The organism is Microbacterium sp. CH12i, assembly GCF_000685355.1.
GTDB lineage: Bacteria > Actinomycetota > Actinomycetes > Actinomycetales > Microbacteriaceae > Microbacterium.
Genome location: NZ_JHET01000010.1, coordinates 279598 through 294175, shown reverse-complemented (window position 1 = coordinate 294175; position 14578 = coordinate 279598). Strand labels below are relative to the sequence as shown.

Genomic DNA, 14578 nt, shown 5'->3' with positions numbered 1-14578 from the left:
CCACCTGCGTGCAATGACCAGTGTGGGCCGCACGACGGGAGGACTTCCCAAACTCCCGTTGAATGAGACTCAACGGCTATCGTGCAAGCTCTTCTCGATGCGGCGGGCGGCCGTTGTCAGGGCGTCGATCGCCGGTTCCGTAGCGGTCTCGCGGGGAAGCACGACCGACAGAGCGGCGACGACTTCGCCGCGGTCGCGCACGGGAACCGCGACCCCCGTGGAGACTGCTTCGATAGATCCCGGTGCGACGACGAAACCGCGCCGGCGTATCGACGTCAGGAGCGTGCGGAGAGCGGATGGATCGGTGACTGTCTCTTTGGATACCGCGCGCAGGGGCGTCGAGAGCACGCGCTCGCGCACGTCGGGATGAGCGTATGCGAGTAACACCAGTCCCGAAGATGAGGCATGCACGGGCAGGCGACCCGCGACGCGGGTGATGTTGGCACCGGCATCCGGATGAGAGAGGCGCTCAAGAAAGAGAGCCTCGTCATGCTCGAGCACCGCGAGCTGAGTGTGCTCGCGGATCAGCATCTGCACCTGTTCCATGTGGGGCAGCGCGGCTTGGCGCAGGCGAAGCGCGCTGGATCCGCGCAGGGCGAGTTCCCACAGGCGCATGCCGAGGTGCACGCGATTCTCCTCATCGCGCTCGAGAAGCCCGGCGGCGATCAGATCGTTCACGATTCGGTGCGCGGTGGATGCCGGTAATCCGGCGCGCCGGGCGATGTCAGTTGCGGTCTGCGTCGTCCGATCATCGCTGAATGACTCGAGTACGCGCACGATGCGATCGGTCATCGAGTCGCCGGACGGGGAGTTCGCCATGTGGCTACTTTCTCACGCGCAGCCTGCCATCGAGTCGACGGTCAGCGGGTGAGGCGCCGACCGATGATCTCTTTCATGATCTCGGTCGTGCCGCCGAAGATCGTGGCTACGCGGGAGTCCATGTAGTCGTTAGCGACCGGATACTCGCGCATGAATCCGTAGCCCCCGTGCAGCTGCAGGGCACGCTGGATGACGCGCTGATGAAGTTCGGTCGTCCACCATTTGACCATCGCACCGGTGACTTCATCCATCTTGTGCTCTGACGCGTCCATGATGCATCGGTCGACGAAGGTCTGGGTAATCTCGATCTCGGTTGCGAGCTCTGCGAGGTAGAAGCGGTTGGCTTGGAAATCTGCGATGCGCTCGCCGAAGGCTCGGCGTTCGGTGGCGTAGGAAAGCGCCTGCTCGAACGTCGCGCGCATGCGCGCCATGGATGTGATGGCGATGCTGAGGCGTTCGATCGCAAGGTTCTGGCGCATGTTCTTCATGCCTGCGCCCTCGCCGCCGAGAACATTCGCACGGGGCACGCGCACGTCTGCGAACGACAGCTCGGCGGTGTCCTGTGCGGGCAAGCCGATCTTCTTCAGCGGACCGGAGCGGGTGAACCCGGCGGCTTTGGCATCCACGATGAGCAGGCTGATTCCCTTGCGTCCCGCATCGGGGTCGGTGCGCACTGCGACGATGAAGAAGTCTGCGAGCAGCCCACTGGAGATAAATGTCTTGGCACCGTTGAGGACGAATTCGTCGCCATCGAGGATTGCGGACGTCTTGATCGCGGCCAGGTCCGAGCCGGTGCCCGGTTCGGTCATCGCGATCGCGCCGATCTTCTCACCCGCGAGCATCGGCGCCAACCAGCGTTCGTTCTGCTGTGGGGTGCCAAAGGTCGACAGATACGGCGCAACGAGGTCGTTCTCGCCGCTGATCGACATCGAGACGTCGGTTGCTCCCGCGCGGGCAAACTCTTCGATGATGATTGCGTTATAGCGGAAGTCGGCCATGCCACCGCCGCCGAATTCCTCGGGGGCGTTGATCCCCAGTAGTCCGGTTTCGGCGGCCTTCTGGAACAGGCTGCGATCAACTCGGCCGGCCTCGATCCAGCTTTCACGGTGCGGGGTGACTTCTCGTTCGACGAATCGTTTGACGACGTTTCGGAACTCATCGTGTGAGTCATCAAAGATCGGGCGAGGAAGAGCGACGGTGGCCATACGCAGATTATACGAAACTTCAATGATTGAAATCAACAACTATCGCGTAAAGGTGTTGCCATGGTTAGCACGAGTAGCCTCAAGACATGGTCTCTTCTGCACGCACTGCCGCGACACCCTGGGCGCCGCTCGACGCCGAGGGTGTCGCCGGGCTGCTTGCTCGGACATCCGTCCGCTGGTGGCTTTCCGGCGGAGTCGCGCTCGATCGTTGGCTCGGTCGGGCGATCCGCCCGCGCCCGAACATCGACGTGAGTGTGTTGGCCCGAGACTTGGCAGCGTTAGTGGATAATTTGCCTGCCGGGTTCAGCGCGTGGGTGCCCGCGGAGGATGACGGCGATACGGTGATCCCCTTCGAGGATGCTCCGACTGACGCCGACCTGCAGCCCGTGCTGATCCGCGATGCTGCGAAGGATGCTTGGGTCCTGCAGATCAATGTCGAGGACGGCAACGATCGGGTCTGGGTCTACAAGCGCGACCCGCGTCTGCAAGTGCCGTGGGACCGCGCGGTCATCGACGCCGACGGCATCCCGACCGGTGCGCCTGAGGTGCAGTTGGTGTGGAAGGCGCTGCGGCCTCGGCCAGAGGACGACACGGACAAGGATGCCGTGCTGCCAGAGCTGTCTGACGCGGCGCGTGCCTGGTATGAGCGCGCAATTCTGTCGATCCACCCGCACTCGAACTGGTCAATCCACGTGCGCAGCCCCTTCGCCCCGGCGAAGGCGAGCTGGAATAAGAAGCAGCGCTAGCTGGAGCGCCGGTACTCGTCTGTGGTCACGGCATCCCGCACTACCGAACGGAACCATTTCTGCGCCGGTGACAGGCTGGCTTCGCGCCGCGTGTACAGCGACACCGGCGTGCTCTGACCCGGCCAGGGAAGCTCGGCAATCTGCAACCCAGGGAACCAGCCGCTGAACACCTCGGCCACGTGTCGGGGAAGCAGGACCACGAGGTCTGTCGCCTCGAGCACCGCGGGCACCGTCGCGTATTCTTCGACGGTCAGCGCCACCTGCGACATCAGGCCGTGCTCAGTCAGCGCCTGCAACGGAAAAACGTGTCCGCCGCGGGCCGAGACTCGCACGAAGCGGCGGCCGGCGAACATGTCGGGTTCCCCACCGCGCAGCGGATGCCGGCCGGATGAGAGTGCGACATACTCCACGGCGCGCACGTGCGTGCGCCACAGCCGTGGGCTGCCGATCATCGACACTGTCATCGCCAGGTCGATGGTTCCGCGGATGAGCCCGTCTTCCACCTGATCCGAGTCCAGTCGCGCCACCTGCAGGTGGGGGCTGGATGCCGCGCGGGCAAGGGCCGCCATGATTGGCGGCAAGAACGTCTGCTCGCCGATTGAGGTGAGCCCGAGAGCGAGTTCACCGCTGAAACCCGCCGGTTCGAAGGCGTCCGGGTCACTCACCGTCGCATCGATCTGCGCGAGTGCTTCGTGGAGTGGGGCGAAAAGCGCCGTGGCCTTCGCCGTCGGCACCATGTCGTGCCCTTCTCTGCGGAATAGGTCGTCGCCGAACTTCTCGCGCAGGCGTCGCAGCGTATAACTGACGGTCGGTTGCGTGACGTGCAATCGTTCGGCTGCGGCCGTTACGCTGCGCAGTTCGTAGAGCACAACGAAGGTGCGTAGCTGGTTCAAATCAGCCAGAGCCATCTATTGATCCTCTCTATGAACAACGCTTCCAACATCTATTGGACTATATACTTTGGTCGACTTAGAGTCATGATCAAGCATTCGAGTGACAAGGACGACACGCGTTGATCATCGACATTCACGGCCACTACACCACCGCTCCCGCACAGCTGGGCGCTTGGCGCGACCTGCAGATCGCCTTCACCAAGGGCGACGGCGAGGCCCCAGATCCCGCGGCTTTGCACATCAGCGATGACGACATCCGCGAGACGATCGAAGCCAACCAGCTCAAACTCATGAACGAGCGCGGCAGCGACGTCACGGTCTTCAGCCCGCGCGCCTCGTTCATGGCTCACCACATTGGCGACTTCGCCGTCAGCGAGACCTGGGCACGGATCTGCAACGACCTTGTCGCCCGTGTCAGCGAGCTCTACCCCGACCGCTTCCTGATGGGTGCGATGCTGCCGCAGTCACCCGGTGTCGACCAGGCGACCACCGTCGCCGAGCTGACCCGCGTCGTCGAAGAGCTCGGTGCGGTCACCGTCAACATCAACCCCGACCCGTCCGGCGGCAAGTGGTCAGCGCCGGCACTGACCGACCGCTCCTGGTACCCGATCTACGAAAAGCTCGTCGAGTACGAGATCCCCGCGATGGTGCACGTCAGCACGACCTGCAACCCCGGCACCTCGCACACCACAGGCGACCACTACCTGAACGCCGACACGACGGCTTTCATGCAGCTGCTCAAGGGTGACCTGTTCCAGGACTTCCCCGATCTCAAGCTCGTCATCCCGCACGGTGGCGGCGCGGTGCCGTACCACTGGGGACGCTTCCGCGGTCTCGCCATGGCGCTCGGCAAGCCTGAGATCGAAGAGCACCTGCTGAACAACGTCTTCTTCGATACCTGCGTGTACCACCAGCCCGGAATCAACCTGCTGACCGAGGTCGTCCCCACCGACAACATCCTGTTCGCCAGCGAGATGATCGGCGCCGTGCGCGATATCGACCCGCGCACCGGCCACTACTTCGACGACACCAAGAAGTACGTCGATGCCACTCCGAACCTCGACGACGCCCAACGCGCGCAGGTCTTCGAAGGCAACGCCCGCCGTGTCTATCCGCGCCTTGACCGCGCGCTCGCCGCTCGCGGACTTTGATCTCGCGGCCCTGAAACCTGAAGGAACAAAGAATGAGATTGAACAACCTCGGCATCGTCCGTACGAACATCGAACGCCCCGATCCGGATGACGTCGCTCGCCTCTCGCAGTTCGGCGTGGCCACGATCCACGAGGCGATGGGTCGCGTCGGCCTCATGCGTCCCTACATCCGCCCGGTTTACAACGGTGCGAAGCTCTGCGGGCCCGCGGTCACCGTGCTGCTGCAGCCCGGCGACAACTGGATGTTCCACGTCGCAGCGGAGCAGGTGCAAGAGGGCGATGTCATCGTCGCTGGCTGCACCACCGAGAGCGAAGACGGTTTCTTCGGCGACCTGCTCGCCACCTCGCTCACCGCTCGCGGCTGCAAGGGTCTCGTCATCGACGGCGGCGTGCGCGATGTCGAAGACCTCGAGAAGATGGGCTTCCCGGTCTTCTCCCGCGCCATCAACTCCAAGGGCACGGTCAAGGCCACGCTCGGCTCGGTGAACGTACCGGTCGTTGCGGCGAACGCGCTGGTTAATCCTGGCGACGTGGTTGTCGCCGATGTTGATGGCGTTGTCGTCGTGCCGCGTGAGCTCGTCGGTGCGGTGGCGGATGCCAGCCAGAAGCGCGAGGACAACGAAGCGTCAAAGCGAGACAAGTTCCGCGAGGGTGTGCTCGGACTCGACCTCTACGGCATGCGTGAGCCTCTGGCCGCCGCTGGCCTCGAATATGTGGAGGACTGAGCATGGCGCACGGCGACACCACCGGCGACTTCACCAAATCAGAAGGTTGGCTGGACTGGTACGACGGTCCCACCACGCCGACGTTCCAGCTCCCAGAGGCGCCGTCGACGCGCATTGCCACGTTTTCGGCCCTGGCGCGCAGTTCCCCTACGCTCCTGAGCGCAAGTACACGCCGTGCGACGCCTCGGCCGAGCAGCTCTTCGCGCTGCGCGACCACCTCGGCTTCGACCGCAACATCATCGTGCAGGCCACCTGCCACGGCGCCGACAACAGCGCCCTCGTCGACGCGCTACAGCGCAGCGAAGGTCGCGCACGCGGTGTCGCGACAGTGCGCCGTGACATCACCGACATGCAGCTCGCCCAGCTGCATGAAGCCGGCGTCCGCGGTGTGCGCTTCAACTTCGTCAAGCGTCTTGTCGACCGGGTACCGACCGACTCGCTGGAAGAGATCGTCGCGAAGATCGCACCTCTCGGATGGCACGTGGTCATTTACTTCGAGGCCGACGACCTTCCCGAGCTCTACGACTTCTTCTCCAGCATCCCGACCGACATCGTCGTTGACCACATGGGTCGACCTGACGTGACCAAGGACCCGGATGGCCCGGAGTTCGAACTGTTCTTGCGGTTCATGCGCGAGAATCCCAACGTGTGGACCAAGGTCTCGTGCCCCGAGCGCCTCAGCGTTACCGGTCCGCGCGCCCTGCCTGAAGAAATCGGAGACAGCGAACAGCACGCGAACACCGACCCCGGCTTTTATAAGGACGTTGTGCCGTTCGCCCGACGTGTGGTCGAAGAGTTCCCCGACCGCGTGCTGTGGGGAACAGACTGGCCCCACCCCAACTTGAAAGACCACATGCCCGACGATGGGCTGCTGGTCGACTACATCCCCCAGATCGCGACGACGCCCGCTCTGCAGCAGAAGCTGCTCGTGGACAACCCTCATCGCCTCTACTGGGCCGAATCTCTCACGACCGAAGGAGCATGACATGTCACTCGACAAGCCGTACAAGAACGTTCCCGGCACCACCATTTACGATGCCGAGCAGGCCCGTAAGGGTTTTCATTTGAACCAGTTCGCGATGTCGCTGATGAAGCCAGAGAACCGTGAGCGCTTCCTCGCCGATCAGGCAGCGTACCTCGCCGAGTGGCCGCTCAATCCGGTGCAGCATCAGGCCGTGCTCGACATGGACATGAACACCATGATCGACGAGGGTGGCAACATCTACTTCCTGGCCAAGATCGGCGCCACGCACGGGCTGAGCTTCCAGCAGATGGCCGGTTCCATGACCGGGATGAGTGAGGCGGCGTACCGCGACATGATGGTCGGTGGCGGACGCCGCCCTGAGGGTAATCGTCTCAAGGATTTGGATGGGTGGACGCCTCCGTCGACGGAGAAGTCTGAGGTGATGCGTCCGGATGCTCCGGCGCGGTTCACGTCGGCGGTGTTCACCTCGCATGTGCCGGCGATTGGTGCGGCGATGGATCTTGGTAAGACGGAGGAGCCGTATTGGAAGAAGGTGTTCGACGGTTACGAGTGGACCCGCAAGTGGGTCAAGGAGAACACTCCCGATGTTGTGATCCTTGTCTACAACGACCACGCGACGGCGTTTGATGCGAACATCATCCCGACGTTCGTGCTGGGTACGGGTGAGCATTACCCGGTCGCCGATGAGGGTTATGGTCCTCGTCCGGTGCCGGATGTGAAGGGGTACCCGGAGCTTGCCGCCCATATCGCCCAGTCGGTGATCCAGGATGATTTCGACCTCACCCTCGTCAACGAGATGGTCGTTGACCATGGGTTGACAGTGCCGCTGTCGCTGATCTTCGGTGACGTGGAGGAGTGGCCGTGCAAGGTCATCCCGCTGCCAGTGAACGTGGTGCAGTACCCGGTCCCCTCCGGACGCCGTTGCTACGAGCTGGGCAAGGCAATCCGTCGGGCCCTCGACAAGTGGGACGGCCCGGAGCTGAACGTGCAGATCTGGGGCACCGGTGGCATGAGCCACCAGCTGCAGGGACCGCGGGCGGGTCTCATCAACGAGGAGTGGGACAACGCGTTCCTTGATCACCTGATCGCTGACCCGAAGGGTCTGACGGAGTGGTCGCACATGGAGTACGTCGATGAGGCGGGCTCCGAGGGGATCGAGCTGGTGGACTGGCTGATCGCTCGTGGTGCGATGGATGACCAGTTCGGCGGAGAGGCACCCGAGTTGGATCACCGGTTCTATCACGTGCCGGCATCCAACACCGCCGTCGGCCACCTCGTCATCAGCAACCCGACACGCTAAGAAGCAGGCACCCACGATGGTTACCGAAACCGCAGATCCGGCATCCGCCATGAAACCCGCAACGGAACCTACCCTTGTCCTGGTGCACGGCGCCTGGGGTGGTGCCTGGGTCTGGCGTCGCATACTCTCGCCACTGCGCGACGCGGGCTACGAAGTGCATGCGGTCACACTCACCGGCGACGGCGAGCGGGCGCACCTGCGCCGACCTGACATCACCCTGCAGAGTCACATCGACGACGTCCTCGCCCTGATCGATGCCGAGGAACTCCACGACGTGGTCCTCGTCGGCCACAGCTACGGTGGAATGGTGATTACCGGCGCCGCGGCCGCGCTCCAATCGCGTCCCGTGTCTCCGTTGCGCGGGCTCGCCTATGTCGATGCGATGGCGCCCCTTTCCGGCGAAGGGTGGGGTGTCGCACACTCACCCGAGGTCGCCGCAGCACGCATCGCGGCTGCAGCCCTGCATGGCAACGCGTTACCGCCGCCGGACCCTGCAGAGGGTTTCGCCCTCAACGACGCCGACATCGAATGGCTGCGCCGCAGGCATGTTCCGCACCCCTTCGGCATGTACCGCGAGCCCCTCCACTACGACGAGGCGCTGCTGCAACCGCTACCGCGACTGTTCGTGGACTGCAACGAGCCGGCCTACCCGACGATCAACCCGATCCGCAAACGCGTGCGAGAGTCGCCTGGTTGGCAAGTGACAGAGATCGCCACCGGACACTTCCCCATGGTCACCGAACCTGAGCAGCTCGTCCGACAGCTGCTGACCTTCACCGACAGCATCCAGAACTGACCCGCTCGGGCGCCGTCATCCTGACTGGCACCCGTCATCAAGACGTGGACCGGGCGTCGGCGTCTCCGTGGATGACGAAGAACTGCCCGGATGAGCCTTCGATCGCCCGGGCTACTGTTGTGTAGAGCCAATCGAGCGCGGCGGTGTGCTGTGTCGTCGAGCGTCGATAGAGGGCGATGTCGACGCGAGGCATATCGAACGGGAGCGGGCGGACGACGAGGGGCCAAGTGGTCGCCCATCCCTCGGCGATCGTGTCTGGCACGCTCGCGATGAGCTCGTTGCTGGCGGCAAGCACTGGTGGCAGCGTTGCGACGTGGCGGAGCGCCACAGCGGGTTCGATCGAGATTCCAGCGCGGCGCTGGGCCATCGCGAGCACCGGTGCGCCGGAGTCGCCGCCGACCGTGACGTGCGGCGCCGAGACGTACGCATCGAGATCGAGCGGGCCCTGCGCGAGGGGATTCGAGGCGGACATCGCGACCGCATACGCCTGCGACTTCAGCACGCGTCTCTGGAACACCCCGGGTATGTGGGTCGTCGTCACGGCGAGGTCGACCGTTCCGCGGGAGAGCCACTCGGGGAGGAGGTCGACATCGAGGGGAACCACTTCGAGTCGCATGTGTGGTGCCCGCGAACGAAGAGCTGCAAGGATCGCCGGCAGCCAACCGATCTCGCCGAGTTCCGACAGCGCGATGCGCACCAGGCGACGGGACTGCGACGGATCGAAATTGTGCACGGCGTCGATCGCTCGATCGATGCTCGCGATCGCTTCGCGGAAATCCGCGAACAGGCTGTCGGCGAGCGGAGTCGGACGCATGACGCGCCCCTCGCGCTCGAAGAGGGGATCGTCGAGCTCGCGCCGCAGCCTGCCGAGCGCCTGACTGACCGCCGGCTGCGTCACGAACAGTCGAGACGCTGCCGTCGTCAGACTCCGTGTTTCGTGCACTGCTACGAACACCCTGACCAGGTTCAGATCCATGCGCTGCTCAGCCCGGCGCGGTGGCTTAGAACTGCTTCGCATGTCATAAGCAGAGCTTATCCAGATTCCCACCTGAAAGAACTCATGGTTACTAGCATGAACGATGGATGCCTGCGCATCCGGTCGTCGAACGAAGGAGTTCTCATGCCCGAAACCGCCGCGGAAGCGATCGCCCGCACCGGCAGCGCCGTTGAGTTGCTGCGCAATGCACAATCGCGGCCGACCATCTTCCCCGTCACGCCGGAGTTCACGAACTGGCGTTCCGAACAGCTGTCATGGCGAAAGAGTGTTGCGCTGCTCGATCAGTCGCACCACATGACCGACCTGTTCATCTCCGGCCCGGATGCGTTGCGCCTGCTGAGCGACACCGGCGTGAACAGCTTTGGGAACTTCGCTGTCGACAAGGCCAAGCAGTTCGTCGCAGTGAACCACGATGGATATCTGATCGGCGACGCGATCCTCTTCCACCTCGAGGAGGACGTGTTCGACCTGGTCGGCTGGTTCATGGTGCTCGACTGGGTCCAGTACATCGGCGAGTCCGGCGACTACGACGTCACCTTTGAACGCGACGCGAACTCCCTGATGCGCGAGCCTGGTGTTGCGCCGAAGCTGTACCGCTACGAGCTGCAGGGACCGAACGCGCTCGCGCTGATGGAGAAGCTGACCGGCGCACCGGTACCGCAGACCAAGTTCTTCCACATGGCGACGTTCACGATCGACGCACTCGAAGTGCGTTCGCTGCGGCATGGAATGGCGGGACAGCCGGGCTTCGAACTGTTCGGGCCGTGGGAGCAGGGCGAGCAGATCCGCGACGCGATCATCGCTGCGGGAGCCGAGTTCGACCTCGTGCTGGTCGGCGCGAAGGCGTACTCCTCGGCCAACCTCGAATCGGCGTGGGTGCCATCCCCGCTTCCCGCGATATTCACCGGCGAAGGCACCGCTGAATACCTGCAATGGCTTCCGGCGAACCGCATCGGCTCGCTGGCGGGAAGCTTCACGTCCGACGACATCGAGGACTACTACCTCACGCCTTACGACCTCGGCTACGGCCGCAGCGTCGCCTTCGATCACGACTTCATCGGACGCGAAGCGCTCGAGAAGCACGCGGCCGCGGTTCAACGGACGAAGGTCACGCTGGTGTGGAATCCGGAAGACCTCGCTGCTGCGCAGCGGTCGCTGTACGAACCGGGAACCCCGGCGAAGTACATCGAGTTCCCGAAGGCCCGTTACGGCGTGTACCAGGTTGACCGGGTGCTTGCGGATGGCGTTGCCGTCGGCATCTCCCATGACGCGGGCTACATCACGGGGGAGCAGGTCTTCGCCTCGCTCGCGAGCCTCGACGCCGCCCATGCCGAGCCAGGGACCGAGGTGGTGGTGGTCTGGGGTGAGGAGCCGAACTCGACGAAACCTGCGGTCGAGCCGCACCGTCAGATCGACATCCGTGCGACGGTGTATCCCGCTCCGTATTCTTCCTTCGCCCGAGAGAACTACCGCAAGAACTGACAGTCGCGATCGGGCGGATGCTCCGGCATCCGCCCCATCCGCATCTCGGGACGAAGGAGTGTTGCACGGCGTAACCGAAATCTGGATTTGGGGAACACGGTAGGTAATATCAGCCAGATGAGCACTGACGCCTCCCTTCCCTTCCGCGCCGACATCGTCGGAAGCTTCCTCCGCCCGAGCGCTGTCGCCGAGGCGCGGATCCGCTACGCAGCAGGCAACCTCTCGGCCGCATCGCTTCGCGAGACGGAGGATGGTGCGATCGCGGACCTGGTCGCGAAGCAAGCGAATGTCGGTCTGAAGGTCGCGAGCGACGGCGAGCTGCGTCGCTCGTGGTGGCACTTCGACTTCTTCGGATTGCTCGACGGCGTCGACATCGTCGAAGTCGATCACGGCATCCAGTTCCAGGCGGTGCAGACCAAGCCTCGAGGCATCCATATCTCAAGTCCCATCCGCTTCCCCCGGGCGCACCCATTCCTCGATCAGTTCGCACACCTTCGCGTGGAGGCTGAACGGGCCGGTGTCACGCCGAAGTTCACGATCCCGGCGCCCACCGTGCTCGACTTCCGCGTCGAGCGGGCGCACATCGACAGTGACGTTTACCCCGGCGGCCATGAGGCGATCGAAGACGATTTGGTCACGACCTATCGGGATGCGCTTCAGGGCCTGTACGACGTCGGCGCGCGGTACGTGCAGTTCGACGACACGGCCTGGGCGTACCTGTGTAGCGAGATCGAAGTCGACAAGGCCCGTGAACGTGGCGTTCCGACGGACGGCATCGCGGAGCGCTACGCGCGCCTGCTCAACCGCATCCTCGAAGGCAAACCCGACGACCTCGTCGTTACGACTCACGTGTGTCGGGGAAATTTCCGCTCCACCTGGATTTCATCGGGAGGCTATGAGCCCGTCGCAGAGCAGCTGCTCGGCGCGACGAACTACGACGGTTACTTCCTCGAGTACGACACCGAGCGCGCCGGGGGCTTCGAACCGCTGCGGTTCCTTCCCGCCGGCGACAAACGAGTCGTGCTCGGGCTCATCACCAGCAAGACCGGTGAGTTGGAAGATCCTGATGTCGTGAAACGGCGCATCGACGAAGCAACCCGTTTCGCACCGCTCGAACAGCTCGCGCTGAGTCCGCAATGCGGATTCGCGTCGACGGAAGAAGGCAACACTCTCACCGAAGACGAGCAGTGGGCGAAGGTGCGTTCGGTGGTCGAGATCGCCGCCGACGTGTGGCGGTAGCTCGACCCCGCGTGAGGGCTACCGCAGCGTCACTCGGATCGGCAGAGAGTGCCATGCACGCAACGTGTTGTTGAGATGGCGCTCTGTGGGACCGGCGATCTCGATGGTGTCGACGCGTTCGACCATCGCGCCGATCAGGCTCGCGGCTTCGAGCCGAGCGACATGCTGGCCTACGCACTGGTGAATTCCCATGCCGAAGCGACGTGTCCTGAGGGATCGCGGGTCAGATCGAACGCATCCGGGGTGTCCCAGCGGCGGTGATCACGGTTGGCCGAGCTCAGGAACATCAGGATCTTCTTGCCCTCTGGGATGAGGTGCCCGTCGATCTCCACATCGCTCTTCGCCGTGCGGAAGAACGTCTGAACGGGGGATTCGAGTCGGATCGTCTCGTCGAAGGCGGTCCTGACCAGGGACGGGTCGGCCTTGAGTGCTTCCCACTGCGCGGGGTTGGTTGCCAGGGCGTAGATCATCGCGCCGATCGCGTGCACTGTCGTGTCGACGCCCGCCGTGAGCAGCGAACGCACGATCAAGGGGGCCTGGTCGATCGAGATATCTCCGCGATCGGATGCCGCCCAGATGTCCGCGCCGAAGCCTGACTCGTCAAGCTGGTCGCGTGCGCACATCTGAGCAACTGCAGCCGAGAGTTCCTGCGTGTGCGGAGCGCCTTCTGCGACCAGGAAGTTCGCGGGTCCGAATGCATTGAAGGCATGGTTGCCGTAGGGGAGCAGTGCGTCGCGGCCCTCTTCGCGCAGGCCAACGGCATCGGGGAAGACCCTCAGCGGGTAAACCTCGGCGAGAGCAGGGACAGCGTCGAACTCGAGCGGGCCGCGGAGCACCTCATCGAGAAGAATGTGCGCATCTCGTTCCCATGCCGGTGCCATGCGCCGGATCGCGCGAGGGCTGAGAATCTTCTCGAGGGTTGCGCGCGGCGCATTGTGATGCGGTGGGTCTGCTTCGAGGAGCAGGCTCGGCGGTCGCCATGGCTTCTCGTACCGGAAGTTGCTGAGCCCGACACCCGCACTCGACTGGAGGCTCTGCCAGTCGACGAGAGCGGTGTGCACGGTGTCGTAGCGCCCCATCGCATATACGTCGTATTTCTCGAGGAGGACGACGGATCCGGCTTCCCGAAGACGCTCTTGGAACGGCAGCGGGTCGCGCAGGATCTCTTCGCTGAACGGGTCGTCATCGAGAACGGGGATCGCTCGCGTGGTTGTCGTTGAAGTCATGGCAGTCTCATTCCGTCTAGAGGTCGAGGACGAGGCGGTCGCTGCGAGAGCGGCTCACGCAGGGGAACATGCAGTCGTTGATCTCGCGCTCGGCGTCGGTGAGCAGCGAGTCGCGGTGGTCGGGCTCGCCCGAGATGACTGTCGCCTCGCAGGTGCCGCAGACGCCCTTGCTGCACGACGTCAGCAGCTTGACGCCGGCGGCGCGGATCGAATCGGCGATGGTGGCCTCAGGCGGAACCGTGACGACGAGGCCCGACGCACGCAGCTCGACGTCGAATGCAGTGGTGCGAGCGGGGGCTTCCTGCGCGCGAGCGGTGAACCGTTCCATACGCACCCAGCCCGGGCGGCGATCGCGGGTGGTCTCCTCGAGGGCGTCGAGGAGACGCGACGGGCCGCAGACATAGATCTTCGAATCGGAATCAGCTTCGCGGATCCATGCCGCGAGGTCTGCACGTCCACGCTCATCCGCAGCGTGGACGTCGATGCGATCGTCGCCGGTGAGGTCGTCGAGGAAAGCCATCGAGCGTCGGCTGCGGCCAAGATACAGCAGGCGCCACTCGGTGCCGATCTGGTCCGCCATGCGAAGCATCGGGAGCACGGGCGTGATGCCGACGCCGCCGGCGATGAACGAGTACCGGGGTGCGGGCACAAGCGCGAAGTTGTTGCGGGGCCCGCCGAAGCCGACGCGATCGCCCACCTCGAGACTGTCGTGGATGTAGCGCGAGCCGCCGCGACTGTCCTGCTCTCTGAGCACGGCGACGCGATACCGATGACTGTCGAACGGATCACCGCAGAGGGAGTATTGCCGGACGATGCCGTCACCGAGCACAACATCGATGTGTGCGCCGGGAGTCCAATCCGGGAGCCTGCCGCCGTCTGCGCGCACGAGCTCGAGTGCGACGAGTGCATCGGCCACGATGTCCTTCGCCGCAACCACGAGCATGTTGTCGCTTTCGGTCTGTGATGCCGGCATCATCGGCCCCTTCCTGGTCGTCATTGACGGGATGAGGCGAA

The 14578-nt window shown here is 64.1% G+C and carries 15 protein-coding genes; 8 read left to right on the top strand and 7 right to left on the bottom strand.

Going from position 1 to position 14578, the window contains the following annotated elements:
• Positions 1-69 precede the first annotated feature (69 nt).
• Both DC31_RS13515 and DC31_RS13510 read right to left on the bottom strand, forming a co-directional pair.
• Positions 70-819 (bottom strand): IclR family transcriptional regulator, encoded by a 750-nt coding sequence (locus DC31_RS13515; protein ID WP_036280862.1) that lies wholly within the window; start codon positions 817-819, stop codon positions 70-72.
• A 41-nt stretch (positions 820-860) separates the two neighbouring features.
• The gene (locus tag DC31_RS13510) at positions 861-2024 is read right to left on the bottom strand and encodes an acyl-CoA dehydrogenase family protein (protein WP_036280860.1); all 1164 of its coding nucleotides are present in this window, start codon (positions 2022-2024) and stop codon (positions 861-863) included.
• Between the two features lie 86 nt (positions 2025-2110).
• On the opposite strand from DC31_RS13510, the gene DC31_RS13505 reads away from it, so the two are divergent.
• Complete coding sequence (locus DC31_RS13505; protein WP_036280858.1) at positions 2111-2770, top strand: hypothetical protein; 660 nt, start codon at positions 2111-2113, stop codon at positions 2768-2770.
• Here DC31_RS13505 and DC31_RS13500 read toward each other — a convergent pair.
• A complete protein-coding gene (locus DC31_RS13500; protein WP_036280856.1) occupies positions 2767-3678 on the bottom strand; it encodes a LysR family transcriptional regulator in 912 nt (303 codons plus the stop codon). The two genes, DC31_RS13505 and DC31_RS13500, sit on opposite strands and share 4 nt — an antisense overlap.
• A 104-nt stretch (positions 3679-3782) precedes the next feature.
• Here DC31_RS13500 and DC31_RS13495 point away from each other — a divergent pair, with 104 nt between their 5' ends.
• From DC31_RS13495 to DC31_RS13475, 5 genes are read left to right on the top strand one after another with little or no spacing between them, the layout of a single operon-like run.
• A complete protein-coding gene (locus DC31_RS13495; protein ID WP_036280854.1) occupies positions 3783-4814 on the top strand; it encodes an amidohydrolase family protein in 1032 nt (343 codons plus the stop codon).
• 32 nt (positions 4815-4846) lie between these two features.
• The gene (ligK, locus tag DC31_RS13490) at positions 4847-5539 is read left to right on the top strand and encodes a 4-carboxy-4-hydroxy-2-oxoadipate aldolase/oxaloacetate decarboxylase (protein WP_036280852.1); all 693 of its coding nucleotides are present in this window, start codon (positions 4847-4849) and stop codon (positions 5537-5539) included.
• A 46-nt stretch (positions 5540-5585) separates the two neighbouring features.
• Positions 5586-6524: an amidohydrolase family protein gene (locus DC31_RS13485; RefSeq protein ID WP_327036876.1), complete on the top strand. Its 939-nt coding sequence runs from the start codon at positions 5586-5588 to the stop codon at positions 6522-6524.
• A 1-nt stretch (position 6525) separates the two neighbouring features.
• The gene (locus tag DC31_RS13480; protein WP_036280850.1) at positions 6526-7824 is read left to right on the top strand and encodes a protocatechuate 4,5-dioxygenase subunit alpha/beta; all 1299 of its coding nucleotides are present in this window, start codon (positions 6526-6528) and stop codon (positions 7822-7824) included.
• A 16-nt stretch (positions 7825-7840) separates the two neighbouring features.
• A complete protein-coding gene (locus tag DC31_RS13475; protein ID WP_081813865.1) occupies positions 7841-8620 on the top strand; it encodes an alpha/beta fold hydrolase in 780 nt (259 codons plus the stop codon).
• 37 nt (positions 8621-8657) lie between these two features.
• Here DC31_RS13475 and DC31_RS13470 read toward each other — a convergent pair whose 3' ends face one another.
• The gene (locus tag DC31_RS13470; RefSeq protein ID WP_081813864.1) at positions 8658-9638 is read right to left on the bottom strand and encodes a LysR family transcriptional regulator; all 981 of its coding nucleotides are present in this window, start codon (positions 9636-9638) and stop codon (positions 8658-8660) included.
• 102 nt (positions 9639-9740) lie between these two features.
• Here DC31_RS13470 and DC31_RS13465 point away from each other — a divergent pair, with 102 nt between their 5' ends.
• Both DC31_RS13465 and DC31_RS13460 read left to right on the top strand, forming a co-directional pair.
• Positions 9741-11099: an aminomethyltransferase family protein gene (locus DC31_RS13465; RefSeq protein ID WP_036281249.1), complete on the top strand. Its 1359-nt coding sequence runs from the start codon at positions 9741-9743 to the stop codon at positions 11097-11099.
• A gap of 117 nt (positions 11100-11216) precedes the next feature.
• Positions 11217-12338 carry a 5-methyltetrahydropteroyltriglutamate--homocysteine S-methyltransferase gene (locus DC31_RS13460; protein WP_036280848.1) on the top strand — a complete coding sequence of 374 codons (1122 nt, stop codon included), beginning with the start codon at positions 11217-11219 and terminating at the stop codon, positions 12336-12338.
• Positions 12339-12356: 18 nt separating this feature from the next.
• Here DC31_RS13460 and DC31_RS18795 read toward each other — a convergent pair whose 3' ends face one another.
• Genes DC31_RS18795 through DC31_RS13450 form a run of 3 tightly spaced genes read right to left on the bottom strand, consistent with a single transcriptional unit; the run spans position 12357 to position 14561 of the window.
• Positions 12357-12530 carry a hypothetical protein gene (locus tag DC31_RS18795; protein ID WP_200872936.1) on the bottom strand — a complete coding sequence of 58 codons (174 nt, stop codon included), beginning with the start codon at positions 12528-12530 and terminating at the stop codon, positions 12357-12359.
• The gene (locus tag DC31_RS13455; protein ID WP_200872935.1) at positions 12509-13564 is read right to left on the bottom strand and encodes a cytochrome P450; all 1056 of its coding nucleotides are present in this window, start codon (positions 13562-13564) and stop codon (positions 12509-12511) included. The genes DC31_RS18795 and DC31_RS13455 overlap by 22 nt, the downstream gene beginning before the upstream one ends.
• A gap of 16 nt (positions 13565-13580) precedes the next feature.
• Positions 13581-14561, bottom strand: coding sequence for a PDR/VanB family oxidoreductase (locus DC31_RS13450; RefSeq protein WP_081813863.1), 981 nt, complete (start codon positions 14559-14561; stop codon positions 13581-13583).
• Between the last annotated feature and the right edge of the window lie 17 nt (positions 14562-14578).